The 24,434-nt window shown below is 60.7% G+C and carries 22 protein-coding genes and 1 riboswitch; of the genes, 8 read left to right on the top strand and 14 right to left on the bottom strand.

Annotation, left to right across the window (positions count from 1 at the left end):
• Positions 1 to 39: 39 nt before the first annotated feature.
• Positions 40 to 1,365, bottom strand: a complete 1,326-nt coding sequence (locus AGR1_RS17790; protein ID WP_149147736.1) for an FAD-binding oxidoreductase — start codon at positions 1,363 to 1,365, stop codon at positions 40 to 42.
• A gap of 230 nt (positions 1,366 to 1,595) precedes the next feature.
• Here AGR1_RS17790 and AGR1_RS17785 point away from each other — a divergent pair, with 230 nt between their 5' ends.
• Positions 1,596 to 2,072: an Lrp/AsnC family transcriptional regulator gene (locus tag AGR1_RS17785; RefSeq protein WP_003506856.1), complete on the top strand. Its 477-nt coding sequence runs from the start codon at positions 1,596 to 1,598 to the stop codon at positions 2,070 to 2,072.
• 43 nt (positions 2,073 to 2,115) lie between these two features.
• On the opposite strand, the gene AGR1_RS17780 is transcribed toward AGR1_RS17785, so the two are convergent.
• The 7 genes from AGR1_RS17780 to AGR1_RS17750 all read right to left on the bottom strand — a co-directional run bounded on the left by AGR1_RS17780 (position 2,116) and on the right by AGR1_RS17750 (position 10,564).
• Positions 2,116 to 3,771 carry an ABC transporter ATP-binding protein gene (locus tag AGR1_RS17780; RefSeq protein ID WP_080795572.1) on the bottom strand — a complete coding sequence of 552 codons (1,656 nt, stop codon included), beginning with the start codon at positions 3,769 to 3,771 and terminating at the stop codon, positions 2,116 to 2,118.
• Positions 3,771 to 4,622, bottom strand: a complete 852-nt coding sequence (locus AGR1_RS17775) for an ABC transporter permease (RefSeq protein ID WP_077985097.1) — start codon at positions 4,620 to 4,622, stop codon at positions 3,771 to 3,773. Before AGR1_RS17775 ends, AGR1_RS17780 begins: the two co-directional genes overlap by 1 nt.
• The gene (locus AGR1_RS17770) at positions 4,622 to 5,572 is read right to left on the bottom strand and encodes an ABC transporter permease (protein WP_080795575.1); all 951 of its coding nucleotides are present in this window, start codon (positions 5,570 to 5,572) and stop codon (positions 4,622 to 4,624) included. The genes AGR1_RS17775 and AGR1_RS17770 overlap by 1 nt, the downstream gene beginning before the upstream one ends.
• 92 nt (positions 5,573 to 5,664) lie before the next feature.
• Positions 5,665 to 7,275: an ABC transporter substrate-binding protein gene (locus AGR1_RS17765; protein ID WP_149147735.1), complete on the bottom strand. Its 1,611-nt coding sequence runs from the start codon at positions 7,273 to 7,275 to the stop codon at positions 5,665 to 5,667.
• A gap of 93 nt (positions 7,276 to 7,368) precedes the next feature.
• On the bottom strand, positions 7,369 to 8,082 hold the full coding sequence (locus tag AGR1_RS17760) for an HAD-IA family hydrolase (RefSeq protein ID WP_149147734.1): 714 nt from the start codon (positions 8,080 to 8,082) through the stop codon (positions 7,369 to 7,371).
• A gap of 256 nt (positions 8,083 to 8,338) precedes the next feature.
• Complete coding sequence (locus AGR1_RS17755) at positions 8,339 to 9,712, bottom strand: aspartate aminotransferase family protein (RefSeq protein ID WP_149147733.1); 1,374 nt, start codon at positions 9,710 to 9,712, stop codon at positions 8,339 to 8,341.
• Positions 9,713 to 9,727: 15 nt separating this feature from the next.
• Positions 9,728 to 10,564 (bottom strand): GNAT family N-acetyltransferase, encoded by an 837-nt coding sequence (locus AGR1_RS17750; RefSeq protein WP_149147732.1) that lies wholly within the window; start codon positions 10,562 to 10,564, stop codon positions 9,728 to 9,730.
• Positions 10,565 to 10,886: 322 nt separating this feature from the next.
• On the opposite strand from AGR1_RS17750, the gene AGR1_RS17745 reads away from it, so the two are divergent.
• Positions 10,887 to 11,555 (top strand): haloacid dehalogenase type II, encoded by a 669-nt coding sequence (locus AGR1_RS17745; RefSeq protein ID WP_149147731.1) that lies wholly within the window; start codon positions 10,887 to 10,889, stop codon positions 11,553 to 11,555.
• Positions 11,556 to 11,570: 15 nt separating this feature from the next.
• A complete protein-coding gene (locus AGR1_RS17740; RefSeq protein ID WP_080795591.1) occupies positions 11,571 to 12,845 on the top strand; it encodes an FAD-binding oxidoreductase in 1,275 nt (424 codons plus the stop codon).
• Positions 12,846 to 12,938: 93 nt separating this feature from the next.
• Here AGR1_RS17740 and AGR1_RS17735 read toward each other — a convergent pair whose 3' ends face one another.
• The 6 genes from AGR1_RS17735 to argE form a co-directional block, all read right to left on the bottom strand.
• The gene (locus tag AGR1_RS17735; protein WP_080796608.1) at positions 12,939 to 14,396 is read right to left on the bottom strand and encodes an NAD-dependent succinate-semialdehyde dehydrogenase; all 1,458 of its coding nucleotides are present in this window, start codon (positions 14,394 to 14,396) and stop codon (positions 12,939 to 12,941) included.
• A gap of 15 nt (positions 14,397 to 14,411) precedes the next feature.
• The gene (locus AGR1_RS17730) at positions 14,412 to 15,455 is read right to left on the bottom strand and encodes a tartrate dehydrogenase (RefSeq protein ID WP_080795595.1); all 1,044 of its coding nucleotides are present in this window, start codon (positions 15,453 to 15,455) and stop codon (positions 14,412 to 14,414) included.
• Positions 15,456 to 15,468: 13 nt separating this feature from the next.
• Positions 15,469 to 16,932, bottom strand: coding sequence for an aldehyde dehydrogenase family protein (locus AGR1_RS17725; protein ID WP_149147730.1), 1,464 nt, complete (start codon positions 16,930 to 16,932; stop codon positions 15,469 to 15,471).
• Between the two features lie 190 nt (positions 16,933 to 17,122).
• On the bottom strand, positions 17,123 to 17,479 hold the full coding sequence (locus AGR1_RS17720) for a cupin domain-containing protein (RefSeq protein ID WP_149147729.1): 357 nt from the start codon (positions 17,477 to 17,479) through the stop codon (positions 17,123 to 17,125).
• A gap of 27 nt (positions 17,480 to 17,506) precedes the next feature.
• Positions 17,507 to 18,430: a glyoxylate/hydroxypyruvate reductase A gene (locus AGR1_RS17715; RefSeq protein WP_149147728.1), complete on the bottom strand. Its 924-nt coding sequence runs from the start codon at positions 18,428 to 18,430 to the stop codon at positions 17,507 to 17,509.
• A 23-nt stretch (positions 18,431 to 18,453) separates the two neighbouring features.
• Complete coding sequence (argE, locus tag AGR1_RS17710; RefSeq protein ID WP_149147727.1) at positions 18,454 to 19,578, bottom strand: acetylornithine deacetylase; 1,125 nt, start codon at positions 19,576 to 19,578, stop codon at positions 18,454 to 18,456.
• Positions 19,579 to 19,781: 203 nt separating this feature from the next.
• On the opposite strand from argE, the gene AGR1_RS17705 reads away from it, so the two are divergent.
• The 5 genes from AGR1_RS17705 to AGR1_RS17685 all read left to right on the top strand — a co-directional run bounded on the left by AGR1_RS17705 (position 19,782) and on the right by AGR1_RS17685 (position 24,420).
• A complete protein-coding gene (locus tag AGR1_RS17705; protein WP_149147726.1) occupies positions 19,782 to 20,660 on the top strand; it encodes a GNAT family N-acetyltransferase in 879 nt (292 codons plus the stop codon).
• Positions 20,661 to 20,697: 37 nt separating this feature from the next.
• Positions 20,698 to 20,933, top strand: a riboswitch (cobalamin riboswitch).
• Between the two features lie 157 nt (positions 20,934 to 21,090).
• A complete protein-coding gene (locus AGR1_RS17700; RefSeq protein ID WP_149147725.1) occupies positions 21,091 to 22,122 on the top strand; it encodes an ABC transporter substrate-binding protein in 1,032 nt (343 codons plus the stop codon).
• Positions 22,119 to 23,147 (top strand): iron ABC transporter permease, encoded by a 1,029-nt coding sequence (locus AGR1_RS17695; protein WP_080795613.1) that lies wholly within the window; start codon positions 22,119 to 22,121, stop codon positions 23,145 to 23,147. The genes AGR1_RS17700 and AGR1_RS17695 overlap by 4 nt, the downstream gene beginning before the upstream one ends.
• A complete protein-coding gene (locus AGR1_RS17690) occupies positions 23,144 to 23,944 on the top strand; it encodes an ABC transporter ATP-binding protein (RefSeq protein WP_149147724.1) in 801 nt (266 codons plus the stop codon). The genes AGR1_RS17695 and AGR1_RS17690 overlap by 4 nt, the downstream gene beginning before the upstream one ends.
• Complete coding sequence (locus AGR1_RS17685) at positions 23,941 to 24,420, top strand: pseudoazurin (RefSeq protein WP_149147723.1); 480 nt, start codon at positions 23,941 to 23,943, stop codon at positions 24,418 to 24,420. Before AGR1_RS17690 ends, AGR1_RS17685 begins: the two co-directional genes overlap by 4 nt.
• The last annotated feature ends 14 nt before the right edge of the window (positions 24,421 to 24,434 follow it).

Here is a 24,434-nt window from a genome sequence, read left to right as displayed (position 1 = left end):
GACCGGCGCGGATGTGCGTCGCATCCCACCAAGGGAGGGTCAGAAATCCGCGACCTTGCCCCAGGACGAACCAAGGAAACGGCTGGGGTGATAGGGCGTGGGATCGACGATTGGGCTCGAACCTGTCACAATATCGGCGATCAGACGGCCGGCGCCCGGTCCGATGCCGAAACCATGCCCACTGAAACCGGCGGCGAGAATGAAGCCGGGCAATTCGCTGGTTTCGCCAATGGCGGGCACGCCGTCGGGCGTGCTGTCAATGAAGCCGGCCCAGGCGGCGGAAATCTGCGTTTTGCCCAGAGCGGGCAGAAGCTCCAGCGCCCTTCTATGGGTCTCGCGGATGGCGGCGGCATTGGGTTTCGGGTCGAGAATGCGCACCCGCTCCATGGGTGTCGGTGCATCGAGGCGCCAGTGCTTCAGGGTCTCGTGGCCACCGCGAATGCCCTCCAACCCGCCCGGCCGCAAGCTTCGCCAGCGCTTGAGGAACATCGGTACGAATTCTCGGGCAAACCGCATCTGCTGTGCCGTCGGGTCGATGCGTCCCAGCCCGCTGATGGCGAGCGTGTAACCGCCGTTTTTTCTCTTCGTTGCCGAAACGGCGGCGGTGTGCAGCGCATCCGGCAGGCCTTCAGCACCTGGTGTGACCGACAGGATGGAGGAGCGGACAGACGCCTGCGGAAAACGAATTCCGAGCTGCCGGCAAAAGGACGACGCCCAGGCCCCGCCGGACATGATGGCGGTTTTGGTGCGGATCGTGCCTTTTTCGGTGACGACGGCGCTGACCCGGCCGCTTTCCGTTTCAAGCCCGCGTGCGGCGCAATTCTGATGCACCGTGCCGCCCAGCTTGATGATGGCGCGCGCCACGGCGGGTGCTGCCATGGAAGGATCGGCCGTGCCGTCGGTCGGCGAAAACACGCCGCCCTTCCAGCGCTTTCCCGTGGATCGGCCGCGTTCGCTCGCCTCATCGGCGCTCAGCATATGGGTCGTCACGCCCGCGGTAATGGCGAAGTCGCGCCAGCGTGCCCAGCCGGCAAGTTCGGCCTCATTGTCGCTCAGGTAAAACAGCCCGCAGCGGCGAAAACCCGTGTCCTCGCCGCTCTCTTCGCCAAACTCTTCCCAGAGCGCCAGGCTCTTGGTGGAAATCGGCAATTCGCGGGCGTCCCGGTTCTGCTGCCGGCACCAGCCCCAGTTGCGGCTGGATTGCTCCGCCCCGATCAGACCCTTTTCGACCAGCGCCACTTGCAGGCCGCGTCGGGCAAGATAATAGGCCGCGAAGACACCGACGATGCCGCCGCCGATAATAACGGCGTCTGCGGATGTGGGCAGTTCCGGCGATGTCATGATCTGTTGCAGCGGGGCGGGCATGGTCGGACTCCTTATATTCGTCCTAATTTACCCTAGCTGATGTGTAAACGCTGCCAGACTGAGCCTCTTGCCGGAATCTCCTGCTGTTGGGTGATGCCTCTGCAACTCTTTATGCTGCATCAAAAAAATATCCCCACGTCGACAGGGCTCGCTCATGTGGTAAGATTTCCTTTGCCGCGCCAGAATTTTATGCCGCGTGTTCAAAAAACATAAAAGGGGTTCCGCACGTGATGAAACTTGATCGGATCGATATCAAGATCCTCTACGAATTGCAGAAAAACGGTCGCATCACCAATGTCGAGCTGGCGGAGCTTGTCAATCTGTCGCCAAGCCCCTGCCTGATGCGCGTGAAGAAGCTGCAGGCGGAAGGCTATATCGAGGGTTATTCCGCGCAGATCAACATCAACAAGCTCGGCCAGACGCTGACGGTGTTTACGGAGATCACGCTCAAGAACCATCGCCAGATCGATTTCGCCCGCTTCCTCGGCGTTGTCGAAAAGATCGATCAGGTGGTGGAATGCCACCTCGTTTCGGGCGGTTACGACTACCTGCTGAAATTCGTCACCTCTGGCATCGTTGAATATCAGTCGATCATGGAGCGGTTGACCGATATGGACGTGGGCATCGACAAATATTTCAGCTTCGTGGTGCTGAAATCGCCGATCATCAAATCGCATATGCCGCTGACCAGCCTGTTTCCGCTTTGAGGTGTGAGAAAACGGCCCTTTGCAGGGTCGTATCATTCCATTGTCACCTTTTCGAAAACGCCCGCACCAGTTCCGCATCCTGCTGGAGATTGTCGAGCCATGTCGGGTCGAGTTTCGGCACCGAGGAGAACAGCAGTTTCGAATAGGGGTGGGAGGGCGATTTGATCGCTTCGGTTTCCAGATGCTCCACCTTCTGTCCGCCATACATCACGACGATCTCGTCGCAGATGGTTTCCACCACCGAAAGATCGTGGCTGATGAAGATATAGGAGAGGTTCAGCTCCCGCTGCAGTTCTCCGAGAAGATCGATGATTGCAGCCGCAACCACGGTATCGAGGGCCGAGGTGATTTCATCGCAGATGATAAGCGAGGGCTCGGCGGCAAGTGCGCGGGCGAAATTGACGCGTTGTTTCTGCCCGCCGGACAGGCCGGAAGGGTGGCGATGGCGGACCGAGCGCGGCAGCTTCACCATATCGAGAAGCTCATCGATCCGGGCGTCGCGCGCCTTACCTTTCATGCCGTGATAGAAGGTCAGCGGCCGGCCGAGAATATCCTCGATGGGTTTTGATGGGTTGAGTGCGGTATCGGCATATTGGAACACGATCTGCATACGGCGTAGCTGGTCGCCGGTTCGACGCCGTGCATCCGCATCCAGTTCCCGGCCTTCGAAGATGACATGGCCGCCGGCCGCCGGCAGAATGCCGGCAATGGCTCGCGCCAGCGTCGATTTTCCGCAGCCGGACTCGCCGATGATGCCGAGATTGCGACCGGGATAGACCGAAAGGCTGACGCTATCCACTGCACGCACCAGCGGCATCTTGTCTCCGCCCTTCGTTCCGTAACCGGCGATCAGGTTTTCGATATCCAGCAGCGGCGTTGCCTGCTCCGGTTTGGCGGGCGTGATGACGCGCGCCTTGTCATGAAAGGCGGTTAGCAGTTCCTTCGTATAGGGATGCCGGGCATTTTCGAGGATATCCGTGGTCGTACCGGTTTCCTGAACCTCGCCGCCTTTCAGCACAACGATCCGGTCGGCGATCTGGGCGACGACGGCGAGATCGTGCGAGACATAAACGCCGCCGATGCCGTTCTTGCGCATTGCCGATTTGAAGGCGCGCAGAACCTCTATCTGGGTTGTGACGTCGAGCGCGGTGGTCGGCTCGTCGAAGATCACCAGCTTCGGATTGCCGATCAATGCCATGGCGGCGGAGAGGCGTTGAAGCTGGCCGCCGGACACCTGATGCGGATAACGCTCGCCGATGGTTTCGGGGTTGGGCAACGACAGCGCCTTGAAAAGTTCTACGGCCCGTCTGCGCGCCTCCTGCGGCGGCATCAGATGGTGGATGCGGGTGACTTCGATGACCTGATCGATGATCTTCTGCGCCGGGTTGAAAGCGGCGGCCGCACTTTGGGGCACATAGGTCACTTTTGTGCCGCGGACTTTGGCGCGTTCGGCTTCGGAAAGCTGCACCATGTCCTGGCCCGCCACCTTGACGCTGCCGCCGGAAATACGGCAGCCCGGCCGGGCATAGCCCATCAGGCTCAGCGCGATGGTGGTCTTGCCGGAACCGCTTTCGCCGATCAGTGCGACGATTTCACCATCGGCGATGTCGATGTCCACACCCTTGATGATGTCGATGCGGCGGCCGGAATCGGTGGTGGCATCGACTTTCAGTCCACGGATTTCAACAAGATTGCTCATTATTCGCTCCTGTCGCGGATTTTCTGCGGCAGATTGTCGATCAGCAGGTTGACGCTGATCGTCAGGCTGGCAATGGCCAGCGACGGGAAGATGACGGCGGGGGCCGCAAACGGCAGGCCGCCGATGTTCTCACGCACCAGCGCGCCCCAGTCCGCATTCGGCGGCTGAAGGCCGAGGCCGAGGAAGGAGAGGCCCGACAGAAGCAGCACGATGAACACGAAGCGCACGCCAAGATCGGCCAGTACGGGCCGGACGATGTTCGGCAGGATTTCCGAGCCGATGAGGTAGAACAGGCTTTCGCCGCGCACCCGGGCGACCGTGACGAAATCCATGGTGTTGACATTGACGGCCAGCGCCCGGGCAAACCGATAGGCGCCCGGCGTGTAGATGACCGAGAGCGTGATGATCAGCACCGGTATGGAAGAGCCGACGGCGGCGACGACCACGAGGCCAAAAAGCTTGCTCGGAATGGAGTTCACCGCATCGAGAAACCGGCTGAGTGCTGCATCGAACCAGCCGCCGATGACGGCGGCGCACATGCCGAGCAAAACGCCGGAGGTGCAGGCGATGGTGACGGCGGCGAGCGATATGCCGACCGTGAAACGCGCGCCCATGAGAATGCGGGAAAACACGTCACGACCGAGATAATCGGAACCGAGCCAGAGATCGGATGTCATCGGCCCGAAATAATCGAGATCGACGATTTCACCGACCGGATGCGGAATGAGATAGGGCGCGAAGATTGCGACCATGGCCCAGAAAAAAATGACGAGAAAGCCGAAAACGCCGACTGCGTTGATCTTGTATCCCAAACGCGAGGTCCCCGAAGTTGTTTTGATATTGTCGGCCATCAGCGCAGCCTCGGATTGGACATGATGGCGATGATATCCGCCGTCGTGATGAGGAGGAGATAACCGACGCAGAAGATCATCGCGCAGCTCTGGATCAGCGGCAGGTCGCGGGTGGCGACGCCATCGACCATCAGCTTGGCGATGCCGGGATAATTGAAGATCGTCTCGACGATGATGACGCCGCCGACGAGATAGGAAAGCGACAGGGCCACCGCATTGACGATGGGGCCGAGCGCATTGGGAAGCGCATGGCGAAGCACGATGCGCATGCGCGGCGCACCCTTCAAAAGCGCCATTTCCACGTAGGGCGTATCCAGCGTCTCGATCACGGCGGCGCGGCTCATGCGGATCATCTGTGCGGAAACGACGAAGGTCAGCGTGATGACTGGCATGGCATAGACCCGCAGCACATCGAAAAGCGTGTGAACTTCGCTAACCAGCGACAGCGCCGGCAGCCATTTCAGATAGACGGCGAAAAGCAGCACGGCGAGTGTGGCGATCATGAATTCCGGCACCGAGATGACGCCGATGGTCAGCACGGTGACGGCCCGGTCATAAAGCGTGCCGCGCAACATGGCGGAGCTGATGCCGAGGGTCAGCGCCAGCGGCACGGCGATGACGGTGGTAATGCCGGCGAGCTTCATGGAGTTGACGAAGCGCGGACCGATGAGATCGGCAATCGCCATGTTGTTGGCGTAGGACGTGCCGAGTTCACCCTGCAGCAGGCCCAGAAGCCAGCGCACGAAACGCAGCAGGGCCGGATCGTCGAGATGCATGGCGGTGCGCAGGCCGGCCACGGCTTCCGGCGTCGCCGCCTGGCCAAGAAGGATCGTCGCCGTATCCCCGGGCAGCAGGCTGGTGGCCGAAAAGACGATAAACGACACGATAAGCAGCGTCGTCAGCATGACGACCAGCCGCCTGGCGACAAGGGATAATATCCGGCTGTTCATTCACATGCTCCTGCGACCTGCCTGATTGTGGAGGCTTTCCGCAACGACGGAAAGGCTGCCGGGCGCATTTTCACGCCCGGTTCCATGGTCTATCAGGCTTCAAGCCAGACGTATTCCGCAAAGGCATAACCCATCATGCCGCCGAGCGGATTGGCTTCCAGGCCCTTGAGCTTTGAGGAGATGGCATCGACATTCGAAATATAGGCGGGGATGATGGTGCCGGCTTCGTCGGCGATCATCGTTTCCATTTCGAAGTAGATCTGTTTGCGCTTTTCGAGATCGAGCATGCCGCGTGCTTCGAGCATCATCTTGTCGAACTTCGGCGACTTGTACTGGCTTTCGTTCCAAGGCGCGTCGGAGGCGTAAAGCAGAGAGAACAGAATGTCCGGCGTCGGGCGCGGATTGATGTTGCCGAAGTGAACCGGCGCCTTCAGCCAGTAATTGCTCCAGTAACCGTCCGAAGGCACGCGCTGCACATCCAGCTTGACGCCGATTTCGGCGGCGGACGCCTGGATAATCATCGCCATATCGACAGAGGAGGCTGCCGCATCCGATGCGATGACCGGGATGGACTGGCCGATGAGACCTGCCTTTTCGAAGTGGAATTTTGCCTTATCCGGATCGAAGGCCTTCGGCTTCAGATCCGGATTGTGATAGGGGTTCATCGGCGGCACCGGCTGGTCGTTACCGACTTCGCCCAGGCCGCGCAACGCTGCCTTGACGATCTGCTCACGATTGACGATCGACTTCATGCCGGCGACGAAATCGGCATTGTTGCCCGGCGACTGATCCAGCCGCATGTTGAGGTTGGTATAATTACCCGATGTCGTCTTGGACAGCACGACACCTTCCTGCTTGTCGAGCAGGCGCAGCGCCCGCGGATTGATGGCGGCTGCAAGCTGGATGTCGCCGGAAATAAGTGCATTGACGCGGGCATTGTCGTCCGAAATTGCCATGAATTCGAAACTGTCGATGTGTGGGCCGCCGGACTTCCAGTAATTGGTGTTCTTGGCCATGATCGAACGCACGCCCGGCTCGAACTTTTCGAGCTTGAAGGCGCCCGTGCCGTTGCCCTTGGAGAAATCCGTGGTGCCATCGGCAACGATCATGAAATGGTGCAGGGCCAGAATGGACGGCAGGTCGGCGTTCGGGTTCGCCAGCGTGATTTCGACCGTGCTCTTGTCGAGAGCCTTGAAGCCGGTCATCTGCGCGGCGATCTTGGCGACCTTGGAGCCGACCGCCGGATCGAGATGGCGCTTCAGCGAATAGACCACGTCGTCGGCGGTCAGCGCCTTGCCGTCGTGGAAGGTGACGCCGGAACGCAGCTTCACGGTCCAGGTCTTGGCATCCTTCGTCTCGATGGCTTCGGCCAGCTCCATCTGTGGCGTGCCCGAAGCATCGAGGAAGCTCAGGCGGTTATAGAGCGCGCAGCAACGGACATAGTCCGTCGAAAGCGAGGCTTTCGCCGGGTCGAGTGTATCGGCGGTGGAGGAAGACCAGCCGGCGGCTTTCAGCGTGCCGCCGGAGACCGGCGTTGCGGCCACGGCATTTGACGCGCGACCAAGAATAGCCGAACCGGCGGAAAGGGCGACGCCGCCCGCCAGCAGCATGTGAAGCAACTCACGCCGCGTTGCGCCGCGCCGGATGGCCTGTTCAACGGCGGCATCGTCGGAACGGGTCCAGTTTGTAATCCTGTCACTCATGGTCTTCCCCTTTTGTATGATTTGTTGAAATGCGTCTGAATAAATTTCCGGCATGCCGCATCCCAGTTCGCGGCACGCCATTGGCGGGGCGGCTCAGCCGCCCGTCTGTTTCACTGCTTCGGCAAGGCCGGTCATGGAGGTGAAGTGGTAGTCCGGCTCGGTAAAGTTCTCCGGCTCGATCGTACCGCCATATCCTTTCTGGGCGTGGCGGCGCTCGATCCAGCAATTGGTCATGCCCAGTTTCCGGGAAATGCCGATATCGTGGTACTGGCTCTGCGCGACGTGCAGAATGTCGTCCTTCGATGCGCCCTCGCTTTCCACAAAGGCGAAGACCTTTTCGAAGAAGGCGGGATCGGGCTTTTCGGTGCCAGTGTCATCCGCCGTGAAAGCGGCATGAAAGGGATTGCCGATTTCCTTCGAGAAATATTCGAAGGCCCAGCGCTGGGCGTTGGTCATGGCGATGAGGCGATGCGTCTTGGCAAGCTCGGCCATGGCGGCGCGGCTGTCTTCAAAGCCTTTCCAGCTTTTTGCCGCATCGCGCAGGCGCTCACCGAATGCGCGTTCCGCCGGCAGGCCGAGTTCGGGAGCGATGATCAGGTAGACGCGGACGAGGTCATCTGGAAACAGGTCTGTCGCGTTGGAATAACGGGCCGCACGGTAAAGCGCGAGCGCCTTTTCACCATCGACATCCACGCCGTTTTCCGCGCCGATTGCGGCCAGCGTCGATTTCAGGCCGCCTTCGAAATCGATGAGGGTCCCCACCACGTCGAAGCTCATATATTTGAAGTCGCTCAGTTTTTTGGGCAATGTCGGTCTCCGCTTTGCCGCCGTGGTCTCCTGGGGAGTCTGCGGCAGATTATTCTGTTCCCGGACGGGGTCCTTGCCCCGTTCCCATTTGCGATTACGCCCTTTTTTATGGCGTTTATTGCCGTTTGCATTAATAGTTTGGCACTTTCGGCACGCCGGATTCGCCGAAATGGAACGGCTCTTCGGCAGAATATTGCGAATATGCGGTGCGTTGCGACATTTCGAGAGGGTGGCGCAACGCCACCCGGCTATCGCCTCAGGCCATGGCAGCCCGCACCGCAGGGTCTTCGAGCGTCTGATCGAGGGTCTTCAGCGTCCGCTCGATGATGGCGTCGATCTCGCTGTCGGTGCAGCAGAGCGGCGGCGCGTAACCCAGAATACCGTTCGCAAAGGCGCGCACGATCAGGCCGTTTTCCCAGGCGCGGTCGAAAACTTTTCGCGCGGGGGCCGCCGCGGCCGGCAGCGGGGTCTTTTTGTCCTTGTCTGTCACGAGTTCGACGGCGGCGAGCATGCCGCGCCCGCGGACATCGCCTACCAGCGGATGGCTTTTCAGGCTCTCAAGCCCGGCCATCAGCCTTTGGCCGGCGCGGCGGCCGTTTTCCAGCAGCCCGCCCTCGTAAAGTTTCAGCACTTCGAGACCGACGGCGGCGCTGACGGGATGGGCGGAATAGGTGTAGCCGTGCCCGATTGCGGCCTCGCCTGCGAAGTCGGCTATTGTATCATAAACGTGGTCCGCCATGAAGACGGCGCCCATCGGCACATAGCCGGAGGTGAGACCCTTGGCGGTGGTGATGAAGTCCGGCACGATATCCTCGTCAGCACAGGCAAACAGCGGCCCCGTCCGGCCAAAGCCGGTGATGACCTCGTCGGCGACAAAGAGGATGCCATAGGACCGGCAGAGGTCGCGCATGGCCTTGATCCAGTCGGGAGGCGGTACGAGAACCCCGCCGGAACCCTGGATCGGTTCCGCATAGAAGGCGGCGACCCGGTCCGGACCGATCATCTCGATCTTGTCCTTCAGGATTTGCAGGGAGGATGCGATGATGGCGGCCGGGTCGCTTCCCACCGGGTTACGGTAGGCGTAGTGCGACGGGATTTTGTGCTGCCAGTCGTAGGGCACGCCGAAACCGGCATGGAAAGCAGGCAGGGCGGTGAGGCCCGAACCGGCGGTGGTGGAGCCGTGATAACCCTGTTCGATGGAGATGAACTGGTCGCGCTGCGGCTGGCCTTTGGCATGCCAGTAATAGCGGATGAACCGAATGGTGCTGTCCACCGCATCGGACCCGCCAAGCGTGAAATAGACATGGTTGAGATCGCCTGGCGCGCGGTCGGCAAGCTCGGAGGCGAGCCGGATCGCCGGTTCGCTGCCAATGTCGAAATAGGCCGTCGCATAGGGCAATTCCCGCATCTGCTTTGCCGCCGCCTCGACGATGCTGTCATGGCCATAACCGGCATTGACGCACCAAAGGCCGGCAAAACCGTCGATGAGCTGATGGCCGGTGATATCGGTGACAGTGGCGCCGCTTGCAGATTGCAGCACCCGCACGCCCAGCTTCTCATGGCCGCGGAAGGAGGAGACGGGGTGCACCAGATGGGCGCGATCCAGTTCGATCAGTGAATTGCTTAACATATGGTCTCTCCGAATTCAGCCCAGCGCCTGGCTGGTCAATGCGAATGTTTTCAATCTCTTTTCAGCGGGTAGTTCGGTCGTTGACCGACGCATCGCGATGCCGCCGCCGACATGGGCGAGACCCTGTTCGGCGAGCCACGAACCGAGGCCTGCCTTGACGGTGGTGTCCACACGCAGGAATGCACCGGGGCGTTCGGAAATTGCGAATGCAATCAAATCTTTTGCGATTTCAATGGTTTCGGCCACGACCGGACCTATGACTTCACCGCGACCGAAGGTACGGATTGCCGCAAATCCCTTGATGACACCCTCGTTCCTGACCGTCGCGAAACGTGCCCTTTGCGCAAGTGCGGCAAAAAGCGGCGTCCGATCCGCGCCAAAGGCCTCTGCATCAAGTGTCGCGAGTTCGGCCGCGTCGATGTTTAGCGCCCAGGCCACATTTTCCGGTTTGGCGGCGGACTTCGGAATTCCCTGATGCTGAACCACCTCACCCCAGGCGACGAATCCGAGTTTTTCATAAAGCGGCAACCCATCGGCAGTGGCGACCAGGCGGCATTCACGATCGTCGGCGGCGTCGAGCGCCGCGTGCATCAACTTGCGTCCAAGGCCGCGGCCACGCATGCTCTCGTCCACGATCACCATGTTGACGGTGGCGCAGCTTTCTCCGAGAAGCGTTGCCATGGCCGTTCCGACGACGCGGCCGTTCTCAACGGCGACGAAACCCTTGCTGATGGAAAGGACCATGGCCCAGTCCTCTTTCCGGTGCGGCCATCCGGCCTGGCGGGAAAGTTCAACGGCCGCGTCGAGGTGGTCCGGTTGAAACGCTTGGATATCGATCAGGCTCGCCTGCATGCCGGTACTCCCTTGTTCTGCTTATTCATTGATAGACCGATGCGGAAAGAAGATTGTCCCGACAAATGGGAAGGTTCGATATGTTTCGCTGTTGCTTTTATCCGCCGCCGCATCTTATGCCGCGTCCTGTTCGCATCGGTCGATAAAGCTGGGGCAGGAGAAGGCTGTCGGCTTGCCCCAGCGCAACTCTCTGCCAAACTGGCGGCTGGATACGCAACAATCTGCTTCCGTGACCGGCAATTGCGGTGCGCCGATCAGCCAAAGGCCTCTATGATCTGATTATTGCAGCCACCACCAATCCCCAAGCAAGGATGACGACGACATGACCATCTTCCGCCCCAAATACATCACTTTCGATTGCCACGGCACGCTCATTCATTTCCAGATGGCAGAGGCTGCCCGCGATCTCTTCGGTGATCGTCTGGGCGAAGCCGAGATGGAAGAGTTCATCAAGAATTTTTCCGCCTATCGTCTTGATGAGGTCATGCACGACTGGAAGCCTTACGCAGAGGTCGTCCACAATGCCCTGTCGCGCACCTGCAAGCGCAATGGTGTAGCCTTTAAGGATGAAGATGCAGCAATGGTCTATGAGCGGGTTCCGACGTGGGGGCCGCATGCGGACGTTCCGGCGGGTCTTTCCAAGGTCGCCAGGGAGATCCCGCTGGTCATTCTGTCCAACGCCATGAACTCACAGATCATGTCGAATGTCGCCAAACTGGGCGCACCGTTCCATGCCGTCTATACGGCCGAACAGGCACAGGCCTATAAACCGCATTTCAAGGCTTTCGAATATCTGTTCGACATGCTGGGTTGCGGCCCGGAGGACATCCTGCACGTGTCGTCCTCCTTCCGCTACGATCTGATGTCCGCCCATGATCTCGGCATCAAGAACAAGGTCTGGGTCAACCGTGGCCATGAACCTGCAAACCCCTATTACGGTTACACGGAAATTTCAGACATTTCCGGCCTTGCGGGCGTTGTCGGACTGTAAGAGAGGATATTGATCATGAAGCTCGTCTCCTATTGGCACGACACGGCGCCCCTCTTTGCGGGGGCGGCGCAAGGTCCTGTCGAAGGCCATTATGATGTGGCCGTCATCGGTGGCGGCTTCACGGGTCTGGGTGCTGCGCGCCAGTTTGCAAAAGCCGGCGCGCGCGTCGTCGTTCTGGAAGGACAGCGTGTCGGCTGGGGCGCTTCGGGCCGTAATGGCGGCCATCTCAACAATGGCCTCGCCCACTCCTATCTTTCCGCCAAGGCCGAACTCGGCAAGGAGCGGGCCATCGCGCTCTACCAGGCGCTCGACTCCTCCATCGATACGCTGGAGGCGCTGATTGCGGAGGAGGGGATCGAGTGCAATTTCCGGCGCGCCGGAAAGCTTAAAATGGCATCGAAACCACAGCATTTCGAAGGACTTGCCAGGAATTTCGAGGCAGTTAACGCCGAAGTCGACCCCGATACGGCGCTATTGTCTGAAGCGGATTTGAAGGCGGAAATCGGCTCGCCTTTCTACGGCGCGATGCTCTCTAAAAAAAGCGCCATGATGCATATGGGCCGTTATGTCGCCGGTCTTGCCGAAGCCGCCAGCCGGCATGGCGCGGTGATCTTCGAAAATGCTGCCGTGACGAAGCATACCCAGAACGGCAAGCTCCATGAGCTGGAAACCCCGCGCGGCAAGGTGACGGCCGACAATGTTCTGGTCGCGACCGGTGCCTATACGCCTTCCGGCTTTGGTTATTTCCGCCGCCGCATCATCGCGGTCGGCAGTTTCATCATCGCCACGCGGCCGCTGACCGATGCCGAGATCAAGGCTTCGGTTCCCGGCAACCGAACCTATGTCAATACCATGAACATCGGCAACTATTTCCGTCTGGCGCCGGACAATCGCTTGATTTTCGGCGGCCGCGCCCGTTTTTCCGCGACATCGGACCAGCGTTCCGACGCCAAGAGTGGTGCGATCCTGACTGAAAGCCTGCATCGCATCTTCCCGCAGCTTGCCCATGTGCCGATCGATTATTGCTGGGGCGGACTGGTCGATATGACCAAGGACCGTTATCCGCGCGCCGGTTTTCATGACGGTGTCTGGTACGCCATGGGCTATTCCGGCCATGGCGCGCAGCTTTCCACCCATCTCGGCATGATCATGGCTGACGCCATTCTGGGACGGCCGGACAGGAACCCGCTAAAAGGGCTGGATTGGCCGGCGGTGCCGGGGCACTTCGGGAAGCCCTGGTTCCTGCCGCTGGTAGGCTATTATTACAAGATGCTCGACACGTTTCGATAATTCAAGAGCGGCCTCCGGGCCGCTCTTTTGTTGCCTCTGCAAAAAAGAAGGGCCGCAGAGCGGCCCTTTAGGCGGGGAGGAAAGAAGTGGGCGTCAGGCAAGCCCACCGATATGAAAGGCCTTGGTCTCCAAATATTCTTCGATACCGATCTGCGCGCCCTCACGGCCGAGACCGGATTGCTTGACGCCGCCGAAAGGGGCGACCTCGGTGGAGATCAACCCGGTATTGAGACCGACCATGCCGAATTCCAGCGCTTCACCCACGCGCCAGGCGCGCTTGAGGTTCTCGGTGTAGAAATAGGCGGCAAGGCCAAAGGGTGTGCCATTGGCGATGGCGAGCGCCTCTTCTTCCGTCTCGAAGCGGAAGAGCGGAGCGACCGGTCCGAAAGTCTCCTCGCTCGCCAGCTGCATCGCCGTCGTTGCGCCCGTCAGCACCACGGGCGCTGTATATTGCGGGCCTTCAGGCAGATTGCGCGGCTTGGTGATGACCGTTGCACCCTTGGAAACGGCGTCATCGATATGGGCGCGGATTTTCGCGATCGCCGGTTGGTTGATCATCGGGCCGATGGAGACGCCCGCTTCCGTTCCGGGGCCTACCCGCATGGCGTCGACGCGATCCGCCAGCTTCTTCGCAAAGGTGTCATAAACGCCGGACTGCACCAGAATCCGGTTGGCGCAGACGCAGGTCTGGCCACCATTGCGGAATTTCGAAACCAGCGCGCCTTCAATGGCAAGATCGAGATCGGCGTCATCAAAAACGATGAAGGGAGCATTGCCGCCCAGTTCCAGCGACAGCCGTTTGATGCTGTCCGCAGCGCCCCGCATCAGCAGCGAACCGACGCGGGTGGAACCGGTGAAGGAAATCTTGCGAACCGTCTCATTGGCCATGATTTCATTGCCGATTTCCGTCGGCATGCCGGTGACGATGTTGATGACGCCCGCAGGAATGCCGGCCCGTTCGGCGAGCACGCCAAGCGCCAGCGCTGAATAGGGTGTAAATTCCGATGGCTTGATGACGACGGTGCAGCCGGCGGCAAGTGCCGGCGCGACCTTGCGGGTGATCATGGCGTTCGGGAAGTTCCACGGCGTGATGATGCCGCAGACGCCGACCGGTTCCTTCAGCACCACGATGCGCCTGTCCGGCGTCGGTGAGGGGATGGTGCCGCCGCCGATACGCCGGGCCTCTTCGGCAAACCATTTGACGAAGGATGCGCCGTAGCGGATTTCGCCCTTGGCCTCCTCAAGCGGCTTGCCCTGTTCGGTGGTCAGGATCAGGCCGAGATCGTCGATATTCTCGATCATCAGCGCGAACCATTTTTCAAGAAGGGCGGCGCGCTCGGCGTGGGTCTTTTTCTTCCACGGCCCAAAGGCGGCGTTGGCGGCCTCGATGGCCGAGCGGGTTTCCATACCGTCCATGTCAGGCACGGTGCCGATGACCGCCTGCGTCGCCGGATCGATGACATCCACCACCTTGCCCGATGCCGCCGCTTTCCATGCGCCGCCGATCAAGCCCGTCTGGCGAAAGAGTTCCTTGTCCTTCAAGCCCTGCATCATAAGTCTCCGAAATCAGGTGAGTGCCGCGAGAACCGCAGCGGTGATGGTGTCCGTCCTGTCCTTGCCGGGCACGGTTCCGACACCGCGGCCGGTCACTGTCTCCAGCGCCGCCATGATTGTCGTGGCTGCACCCTTTTCACCGAGATGCTCAAGCATCATCGCGCCGGACCAGATGGCGGCGATGGGGTTGGCAATGCCGAGATGGGTGATGTCAGGCGCCGAACCGTGCACCGGTTCGAACATGGAAGGTGCGCTGCGGTCAGGATTGATATTGGCGGAGGCGGCAAAACCGAGGCCGCCTTGAATGGCCGCGCCAAGATCGGTCAGAATGTCTCCGAAGAGGTTGGAGGCGACCACGACATCGAGACTTTCCGGCGCCATCACCATGCGCGCCGCCATGGCATCGATGTGGTAGCTCGTAACCTCCACGTCAGGATATTCAGCCGCGAGCTTGTGGGTCACCTCGTCCCAAAACACCATCGAATATTTCTGGGCATTGGACTTGGTGACGGAGGCGAGCTTGCCGCGACGTTTTTGCGCCTGTTCGAAACCGAAGCGCAGGATACGCTCCACGCCCTTGCGGGTGAAGATAGAGGTTTCGACGGCCACCTCGTCGTCCGTGCCCTGATGCACGCGGCCGCCAGCGCCGGAATATTCGCCTTCCGTATTTTCGCGGATGCAGAGAATGTCGAAGCCATCGGCCTTCAAAGGTCCTTGCACACCGGGCAGCAACCGGTGCGGGCGGATATTGGCATATTGCACGAAAGCCTTGCGGATTGGCAGCAGCAGGCCGTGCAGGGACACCGAGTCCGGCACTTCCGCCGGCCAGCCGACTGCGCCGAGCAGAATGGCGTCGAAGGCGCGCAGGGTCTCGATGCCGTCCTTGGGCATCATCGCCCCGGTTTCCTTGTAGAAGGCGCAGGACCAGGGGAATTCCGTTCCTTCCAGCGCAAAACCGGAGGTTTGGGCAACGGCATTGAGAACCTGCCACGCCGCGTCCGTCACGCTTTGGCCGATGCCGTCCCCGGGAATGAGTGCGATGCGATGCGTTTTCAAGAGAATTCCCCTGTTACAGTCCGATGAGGACGCTTTTGCTCTTGCGGTTGGCGAGATAGGCTTCCCGACCGAGATCCTTGCCGATGCCGGAGCGTTTGTAGCCACCTGTCGGCAAGATGTGATCGCGCGAACGCCCGTAACGGTTAACCCAGATCGTTCCCGCCTGGATGGCGCGCGACAGGCGCAGGACACGCGAGACATCCCGGCTGAAAAGACCCGCCGCCAGACCGTAGGTCGGATGATCGGAGAGCGCCAGAGCCTCTTCTTCCGTGCGGAAGGTCTGCAGCGTCAGCACCGGTCCGAAAATCTCCTCGGTGACGGCGGGCGAGGTTTGGTCGACATTGGCGATCAGTGTCGGCTGATAGAAATAGCCGGGGCCGTCCATGATCGCGCCACCCGTCAGGCATTCGCCGCCATGGGCGACCGCCGCCTGCACGATGCCATCGATACGCCGGCGCTGCACTTCGGAGATGATCGGCGAATATTGGGTGGTCTCGTCCCAGGTCGGGCCGGGCCTCACCGTTTTCATGCGGGCGATGATCGCGGCGGAAAGGGCGTCGGCGGCGCTCTCCTCAACGATGATGCGCGAGCCGGCGACGCAGGCCTGCCCGGCATTGGAGAGAATATTGCCGGCGATCGCAGCCGCCGCCTTTTCGATATCGGCATCGGCAAAAACCAGCTGTGGGCTTTTGCCGCCAAGTTCCAGTGTCATGGGCTTTATGCCGGTGCGGGCGATATTGGCCATGATGGCGGCACCGGCCGCGGTGGAGCCGGTGAAACTGACCTTGGAAATCTCAGGGTGGCCGGTGATGGCGTTGCCCGTTACGGGCCCGTCGCCAAGCACGATGTTGATGAGGCCGGCGGGCAGTCCGGCCTTGATGGCCAGTTCAGCCATGAAAATGCTGGAAAAAGGCGTCATTTCCGATGGTTTCAGCACCACGGCATTGCCAGCCGCCAGCGCTGGGCCGAGTTTCCAGCCGGCCATGGAGACGGGGAAATTCCACGGCGTGATAGCGCCGACGACGCCATAGGGTTCGGTCATGATCATGCCGAGGCTCGTATCGTCGGTCGGCACGAGGTCGCCGCCTTCCTTGTCGGCAAATTCGGCAAAGAAGCGGATCTGTTCGGCGGTCACGGCAATGTCGCCGGCGATCAGCTGGCCGACCGGCCGGGTGGAGGACAGCGCTTCGATCTTCGCCAGCGTTTCGGCTTCCTGCTCGATCAGGTCGGCCCAGCGTTGCAGGACCTTCGTGCGTTCGCGCGGGCGAATGCCACCCCAATTGCTGGTTTTCAGCGCGGCCTTGGCGGTCTGCACCGCTTCATCGACCAGTGTGGCGTCCGCTCTGGGGCAGCCGGCATATTCGATGCCATCCGACGGGCGATGCATATCGATGCCGTTTTGAGCCGGAATCAACCGGCCGCCGATGAAATGGCCGATCGGCAAAGACAGGCTGTCTGGATCGAAGCTGAGCGTCATGGGAAACCCTCCGTGAATATGCCTCAAACCTAGTCCCTGATGGCAAGCAGCATCGACCGACTGCGGCGGGGGCGGTGAACGAAAATCCTGTTTTGTCGCCGGCGGACAGCGCAATCTTCGGTGCGTGTGTCCGCCGGCATTTTCCCGGCACAAACCTTCACGGGCGATGCCAAAAATGCGGGATTTCAGCTCAGCCGTTTACGGTGACGTAGATCTTACGAACGGTCTCAATGGTCTTCCACACGCCAACGAAACCCGGCTTCATGACGAAGCTGTCGCCCGCCGTGTAGCGCAACGGTGCGCCGCCCTCGGGTGTGATCTCGATGACGCCTTCGAGAATATGGCAGAATTCGAAGGTCTCGCCCTTGATAGACCGGCTTTCGCCCGGCGTCGCTTCCCAGATGCCGGTATGGACGGTGCCGTCGCGGGCCTCGTCCAGCGGCCAGGTCTTGAAGGAGGGGTCGCCGGAGATGAGGCGTTCCGGCAGGGCCTTGGAGGCCTTGGGTTCGAAGGCGGGATTGGTGTCTATGGTTTTGAGAAGCGGCATGGGTGTCCTTTCCTGGAACGGTGTGGGTTAATATCCGCGATTGCGGTCGACGAGGCCGAGCGGCCCGAGGCCGGACTGGTATCGTTTGATGTTCTCGACCACCGTGCGTGCTGCCGAATGCGGCTGGGTGACGCTGGCGATGTGCGGCGTCAGGAGAATTTTCGGATGCGTCCAGAAGGCATGGTCCTCCGGAAGCGGTTCCGGATCGGTGACGTCGATCACCGCGCCCGAAAGCCCGCCCCGATCCAGCGCATCGATAAGGGCATCGTGGTCTAGCTGTTTGCCGCGCCCGGCGTGAACCAGCCCCGCACCCTCGGGAAGCATCGCCAGACGTTCGCCGTTCAAAAGCCCGGTGGTCTCTTCGGTCAGCGGTAGCAGGCAAACGAGAATATCGCTTGTCGAGAGGATAATGGCCAATCCGGTTTCCCCATGATGGCAGGTCACGCCGTCGATCTCGCGCGGTGAGCGGCTCCAGCCGGAAAGCGGAAAACCGAAGGATTTCAGCCGTTCCAGCGCCGCAACGCCCAGCATGCCGAGGCCGAGAACGCCTACCCGGCACTCTTCCGCCTGACGCTGCGGCAGGGCCTTCCAGAGTTGCTGGCGCTGCTGCTTCAAATAAACCGGCAGGTTGCGGTGAAGCGCCAGCACGCCGAGGCTCACATATTCCTGCATCATGCGGATGATGCCTTCATCCACCATGCGCACGACTTTTACATGCGCAGGGACGGCATCTATGTGGAACTGATCGACGCCAGCACCGATGGAAAACAGGATTTCGAGATTGCGGTAGCGGCCGATATCATCAGGTACAGTCCAGGTGATGAGGTATCGAACCGCATCCGGATCAACGCTGGCTGCATCCATCGAAAAAGGCAGTTCCGGCAGGTCGCGGGCCAGAGCCTGCCGGAAAATCTCGCCGCGCTCCGCGTCGGAATTGAAGAAGAAAGTCATCTGAAATCCGTGGTTCCGAAGGTTTAAACCGTGCAGCGGTTCGCCAGTGTTTCCAGCATTGACTGGCAAGCCGACAGTTCACCGACCGTTATGAATTCGTTTGGCTTGTGGGCGCGGCCGATATCGCCAGGGCCGCAGATGATGGCGTCGATGCCAGCCGTCTGAAAAAGCCCGGCCTCCGTGCCGTAGCTGACGGCGGCGATGCATGGCGCGGCGGTCAATTCTTCCAGAAGCTTCACCAGCGGTGCATCGGCGGCAAGGGACAGCGCCGGATAATCGCTCATCGGCGTCCATTCTATGTCGATGCCCTTGGCTGCAAGCGCTTCGACGCCGTCGCGCACCGGCTGGAGCAGAGCCACCGGCGATACCCCGGCAATCGCCCGCGCTTCCAGTTCGATGGCGCAGAGATCGGGGATGATATTGATCGCCTGTCCGCCTTTCACCGTACCGATCTGCAGGGAGGAATAGGGCGGCTCGAACGTCGCTTCGAAGGGCCCCTCCGTGAGAGTCCGTGCGGTCTCGACCGCCTTTGCCATGATGCCGGTCATCAGATGAATGGCGTTCACGCCCTGATCCGGCCGTGAGGAATGGCCGGAGCGGCCGCGAATGGTGATGCGTGCGGCGGCCTTGCCCTTGTGGGCGCGCACGGCGCGCAGATTGCTCGGTTCGCCGATAATCGCACCCGCCGGTTTTGCGCATAGTTCAGGTAATCGAGCGATGAGATGCGGGACGCCGCGGCAGCCCGCTTCCTCGTCATAGGAAAAAGCGATATGAACGGGCCGCTTCAGCGCCATGCGTGAAAATGCTGGTGCTGCGGCGATAACCGTGGCCAGAAACCCTTTCATGTCGGTGGTTCCGCGTCCGTAAAGATGCTCGCCTTCGGTTCTTAACGTGAAAGGATCGGAGAACCATTCCGGCTCACCGGCAGGCACCACATCCATATGGCCGGAGAGGATGTATCCGGCGACATCCGTCGGGCCGAAGCTCGCGAAGAGATTGGCGCGGTCGCCCTCCGGGCCGGCAAGCAGCGATACTTTCGCGCCGTGGCTTTCCAGATAATCGGCGGTCCATCCTGCGATGTCGCCATTGGCGGTCCCGACGACCGATGGGAAGCCGACAAGACGTTCCAGAATCTCGATTGCGTTCATGGCTGTCTCCGTCGCTTCAACGCCGAAAAGCTTAGAGCGGCCTGCGGCGTTTATCTGCTGAAATGGGGGCGATTTCGGTAGATTGTTGTGTCCTTCCAGCGCTTTCGGAAAATTCGTGCCGGCAAGGCTGGTTATCATCGGATGTCGTGGGCTGGGTTGCCGGGATCAAGGTTCCGCGCCGGAGGGAATGAGAGCCGTTTGTCATGGAGCTGCTCAAGGTCGATAGTTTCGAGTTGCGAACCGTGGATATCGCCGATGTGGAGGCCGATCATCTGCACGCCCTCTCCATGGCTGTCGGATGGCGATATCACGCGAATGAATGGTGTTTCCTGCGGCAGTGTGGTGTTGGCCTTGCCGCGCTTGATGAGATCGACCGCGTCGTCGCAACCGCGATGCTGTTTCGCTATGATGGGGGTTTTGCGACGCTCGGCATGGTCATCGTTTCGCCGCGCCTTCAGGGGCAGGGCGTGGCACCATGGCTGGTGCGGCGGCTTCTGGCGAAATTCCCTGCCATATCCCTGAGGCTCAACGCCACGGACGAGTCGAGGCGGTTGTTTGCCGGGCTGGGTTTTGCCGGAGAGACGGAAAAAGTGCATCTCTTTCGGGGAAAAGCGCAATGTCCGGGAGAGATGCCGCCTACGGGCAGAAAACAGAAAATTGGGCCGCTATCAGAAGACCATCTTGCCGATGTGGCCGACATGGACCGGGCGGCTTTTGGCATTTCGCGCCGCCGCGTCCTGTCGCGCCTTCTCAGGGAAAAAACAGGCTACGGCCTGTTCGAGGCCGGCCGGCTTGTCTCTTTCGCCTTTCGCCGGGCGGCGGGGCGAGGCTACATCGTGGGTCCGGTCGTTGCAGTAGAGGAAACGGATGCAATCGCGCTCGTCAGGCGGCATTTTGCCGATCTGGAAGGACAGCTTGTCCGTCTAGATGCCGTGCGCGACAGCGGCTCCTTTTCCGAGTTTCTGGCGCAATCCGGGCTGGTGGTGATCGAAACGCTCACCACCATGTCGAAAGGCGCGCCGCAACCGGCAGGCTCCGGTTCCGCAAAGATTTTCGCCCTGGTAGGCCCGTCTTTGTGCTGAGGCGGCACTATCGCAATTGACGCCCCGCTTCTTGCCCCTTATGTGAGAAAGCGACGGTTCCTGCAGCCGAAAGGCGAAGGGATTAATAGGGAACATGGTGCGGGCGATCTTTTTCGCCCAATGCCGTGGCTGCCCCCGCAACTGTAAGCGGATTGTCGTTCATCCCCGCGACGCTTCAAGGCGTCATGCCACTGTATTTTTCGGAATGCGGGAAGGCAGATGAGAGACGCAAATCCGTGAGCCAGGAGACCTGCCGTCAAAATATGAACCATCGTTACGGGCGGGGAAGCCCGGAGGAGGATTTTGTAATGTTATTTCATAACATTTCGTTTGCGTCCTATTACCGTTCTCCGTACAAGACGTCCCGCTGTTGCTGCGCGCTCTGACGCCTGCTGCTCTGGAATAAGTTTTACTTTCGACTGGAGAACACATGTTTCATTCTAGACGCCTGCCGGTTCACGCCGGCTTACTGGCCGCCGCGTTTGCGGTTTTGCCTGTCGCCGGCGCCAATGCCGCCGAAACCATCTATCCCCTGACAATCAACAGCTGCGGTCAGGAAATCACCTTCAAGCAGGCGCCCGCCCGCACCGTTTCCGTTGGCCAGAGCACGACCGAGGTTCTTTATCTGCTTGGCGTCGCGGACAAGGTTGTCGGCACGGCACTGTGGATCGGTCCGGTTCTGAAGGGTTACGAGGAGGCCAACGCCAAGGTCGAGCGGCTGGCTGACAATGATCCGAGCTTCGAGGCGGTCGTCGGCAAGAAGCCGGACCTTGTCACGACGCAGTTCCAGTGGCAGATCGGTCCCGAGGGTGTTGTCGGAACACCGGCGCAATTCGCCGAGCTTGGCGTTCCCGTTTATACCTCGCCAGCCGATTGCATGGGCAAGGATAATTCCGGCGGCGGCGACGGCGTGCGCAACACCGTCTTCACCATGGACCTGATCTATCAGGAAATCCGTGATCTCGCCAAAATCTTTAACGTGCAGGATCGCGGTGAGGAGGTCGTTGCCGATCTTAAGAAGCGTGAGGAAGCCGCCCGCGCCAAGATCGCCTCCGCTAATGGCAAGCTTTCCGCCGTCTTCTGGTTCTCCAGCGCCGAGCTGGATATCGATCCCTATGTCGCAGGTCGCAATGGCGCCCCCGGCTACATCATGTCAGCGCTGGGGTTAAAGAACGTCATCGAAAGCGATGAAGAATGGCCGACCGTCGGCTGGGAAACCATCGCCAAATCCAATCCGTCGATCATCGTCGCCGGCAAGATGGATCGCCGCCGTTTCCCCGCCGACGACATCGCTGTCAAGTTGAAGTTCCTCGCCACCGATCCCGTGGCCAGCATCATGCCCGCCGTCAAGGAAGGTCATGTGTTCGAGATGGATGCGCAGGCGATGAACCCGACCATTCGAACCATCGAAGGTATTGAAACGCTGGCCGAGGCGATTTCGGCCGCTGGCCTTGCCAAGTGAACCGTTTCTCCACCCATCTTGGCAGGGCGGGGCTGGCATTTGCCGCGCTCGCCCTGCTGCTCGTCGCGCTGATGGCCGGGGCGGCCATCGGCGAGACTGCCATCCCTTTGGATGTTGTAGCAAAGACGATCGCCAACCGCGTTTTCCACGCGGGTTATCCGCTTGAACCGCTGGATGAGGGCATCGTGTGGAGTTACCGTCTCAGCCGCGCCGTTGTTGCTGCCTGCTGCGGGGCGTCGCTGGCGCTCGCCGGGGCAGTGCTGCAATCTCTGTTGCGCAATCCGCTTGCCGATCCCTATATTCTCGGAATTTCTGCCGGCGCCTCCACCGGTGCCGTCGCCGTGGCGCTTCTGGGCTTCGGCGCGGGTTTTCTGACGATGCCGGCGGGCGCTCTCATCGGCGCTTTTGTCGCTTTTTCGCTGGTCAGCCTTCTGGCCGTGCGGGCGGGGCATGGCAACAGCGCCATCATTCTGGCGGGCGTTGCCGGTTCGCAGCTGTTCAACGCCATGACCTCCTTCATCGTCACCAAATCCGCCAATGCCGAACAGGCGCGCGGCATTATGTTCTGGCTGCTCGGCAATCTTTCCGGCGTGCGCTGGCCGGATGTCTGGCTGGCGCTGCCGGTCAGCCTTGCGGGCCTTATCGTTTGTCTCTGGTACGCGCGGGCGCTCGATGCTTTCGCCTTCGGCGGTCAGGCGGCTGCCTCGCTCGGCATTCCGGTGCGCTGGGTCTATACCGTGCTGATCTCGGTTTCCGCGATCATGACGGCTGCGATGGTGTCGCTGGTCGGCTCCATTGGTTTTGTCGGGCTGGTCATCCCCCACGCCGCGCGCATCTTCGTTGGTGTCCGCCATGGCATATTGCTGCCGGTGACGGCGCTGACCGGCGCGGTTTTCATGATCGTCGCGGATATTCTCTCTCGCGTCGTCATCCCGGGACAGGTGCTGCCCATCGGCGTCATCACCGCGCTCGTCGGCGCGCCAGCCTTTGCCTTCATCCTCGGGCAGAAGAGGGGGCGTTCATGAAACTGTCCGCCCACGACCTGCATTTCCACGCCGGCAATATCGACATCGTGCGCGGCGTTTCACTCGATGTCGGTTCCGGTGAGTTTCTCGGCGTCATCGGACCGAACGGCTCCGGCAAAAGCACGCTGCTCTCCATGCTGGCAGGCATTCGCAAGCCGCGCCGGGGGCACGTTACGTTCGGGGGTGAACCGCTTGCCTCATTGGGACGGCGAGACCTTGCACGCCGGCTCGCCTTCGTTGAGCAGCAGGCTGAAACCACCGAACGCATCACCGCACGACAGGCCGTGGAGCTCGGGCGCACGCCCTACCTCGGGCCGCTTTCCGCCTGGTCGCAGCATGATGACGCCATCGTTGACGCAGCACTTGCCAATGTCGATATGGCCGACAAGGCGGAGCGCAGCTGGCACCATCTTTCCGGCGGCGAACGCCAGCGCCTGCATATCGCCCGCGCGTTGACGCAGGAGCCGCATATCCTGCTTCTGGACGAACCGACCAACCATCTCGACATAGGTCACCAGATCGGCCTGCTCGATCTGGTGTGCCGACAGGGCCTGACCGTTGTGGCGGCGCTGCACGATCTCAATCACGCCGCCATGTTCTGTGACCGCGTCGCCATCATGCACCGGGGCGAGATGATCGCGGTCGGTCCGCCGCGCGAGGTGCTGACACCGGCGACAATAGCCGCCGTCTTCGGGGTGGAGTGCGTGGTCACCACGGATGAGGGGGGCTTTTCCCATATTCGTTTTCTGCCGGCCCACGGGCGGGCCGGGCATCCAAGGAAAGTATTGGCACGATGATGACAACGACGACACTCACAAACGCCGCTGCAAAGACCAGACTGTTTTGTGCCGCCGCCCTCCTTGCCGTGGCGGTAACGGGCTTTCCGCCTCAGGCTTCAGCCGAGACTTTTGAGGTAAAAATGCTAAACCGGGGCGAAAAAGGCCCGATGGTATTCGAGCCCGATTTTCTCGAGATCGCCCCCGGCGACCGTGTGCGCTTCGTGCCTACCCACAAGAGCCACAATGCCGCGACCATTGACGGCATGGTTCCAGAAGGTGTCGAGGGTTTCAAGAGCCGGATCAATGGCGAATTTGAGACCGGCTTTGAAAAACCGGGCTTTTACGGCATCAAATGCTCGCCGCATTACGGCATGGGTATGGTCATGCTGATCAAGGTCGGCGAGGCCACCCTGCCGCAGAGCTACCGGACTGTGGACGTGCCCGGCCGGGCAAAGCCAAGGTTCGAGGATCTCTTCGAGCAGGCGGAAAAATAAAGGGACATCAGCAG

This window comes from Agrobacterium sp. B1(2019), from assembly GCF_008274755.1.
Classification (GTDB): domain Bacteria; phylum Pseudomonadota; class Alphaproteobacteria; order Rhizobiales; family Rhizobiaceae; genus Agrobacterium; species Agrobacterium salinitolerans.
The sequence above is the reverse complement of the archived record's forward strand: the minus strand, read 5'-3'. Positions and strand labels throughout refer to the sequence as shown.

Coding starts and splice junctions, on each gene's coding strand:
- AGR1_RS17750 (WP_149147732.1), bottom strand. CDS start 10,564: ATGCAGGCGAGCCTGATCGATATCCAAGCGTTTCAACCGGACCACCTC.
- AGR1_RS17715 (WP_149147728.1), bottom strand. CDS start 18,430: ATGACTTTCTTCTTCAATTCCGACGCGGAGCGCGGCGAGATTTTCCGG.
- AGR1_RS17755 (WP_149147733.1), bottom strand. CDS start 9,712: ATGTTAAGCAATTCACTGATCGAACTGGATCGCGCCCATCTGGTGCAC.
- AGR1_RS17700 (WP_149147725.1), top strand. CDS start 21,091: ATGTTTCATTCTAGACGCCTGCCGGTTCACGCCGGCTTACTGGCCGCC.
- AGR1_RS17735 (WP_080796608.1), bottom strand. CDS start 14,396: ATGCAGGGCTTGAAGGACAAGGAACTCTTTCGCCAGACGGGCTTGATC.
- AGR1_RS17765 (WP_149147735.1), bottom strand. CDS start 7,275: ATGAGTGACAGGATTACAAACTGGACCCGTTCCGACGATGCCGCCGTT.
- AGR1_RS17740 (WP_080795591.1), top strand. CDS start 11,571: ATGAAGCTCGTCTCCTATTGGCACGACACGGCGCCCCTCTTTGCGGGG.
- AGR1_RS17690 (WP_149147724.1), top strand. CDS start 23,144: ATGAAACTGTCCGCCCACGACCTGCATTTCCACGCCGGCAATATCGAC.
- AGR1_RS17725 (WP_149147730.1), bottom strand. CDS start 16,932: ATGACGCTCAGCTTCGATCCAGACAGCCTGTCTTTGCCGATCGGCCAT.
- AGR1_RS17790 (WP_149147736.1), bottom strand. CDS start 1,365: ATGCCCGCCCCGCTGCAACAGATCATGACATCGCCGGAACTGCCCACA.
- AGR1_RS17685 (WP_149147723.1), top strand. CDS start 23,941: ATGATGACAACGACGACACTCACAAACGCCGCTGCAAAGACCAGACTG.
- argE (WP_149147727.1), bottom strand. CDS start 19,578: ATGAACGCAATCGAGATTCTGGAACGTCTTGTCGGCTTCCCATCGGTC.
- AGR1_RS17780 (WP_080795572.1), bottom strand. CDS start 3,771: ATGAGCAATCTTGTTGAAATCCGTGGACTGAAAGTCGATGCCACCACC.
- AGR1_RS17745 (WP_149147731.1), top strand. CDS start 10,887: ATGACCATCTTCCGCCCCAAATACATCACTTTCGATTGCCACGGCACG.
- AGR1_RS17720 (WP_149147729.1), bottom strand. CDS start 17,479: ATGCCGCTTCTCAAAACCATAGACACCAATCCCGCCTTCGAACCCAAG.
- AGR1_RS17705 (WP_149147726.1), top strand. CDS start 19,782: ATGGAGCTGCTCAAGGTCGATAGTTTCGAGTTGCGAACCGTGGATATC.
- AGR1_RS17770 (WP_080795575.1), bottom strand. CDS start 5,572: ATGAACAGCCGGATATTATCCCTTGTCGCCAGGCGGCTGGTCGTCATG.
- AGR1_RS17775 (WP_077985097.1), bottom strand. CDS start 4,622: ATGGCCGACAATATCAAAACAACTTCGGGGACCTCGCGTTTGGGATAC.
- AGR1_RS17785 (WP_003506856.1), top strand. CDS start 1,596: ATGAAACTTGATCGGATCGATATCAAGATCCTCTACGAATTGCAGAAA.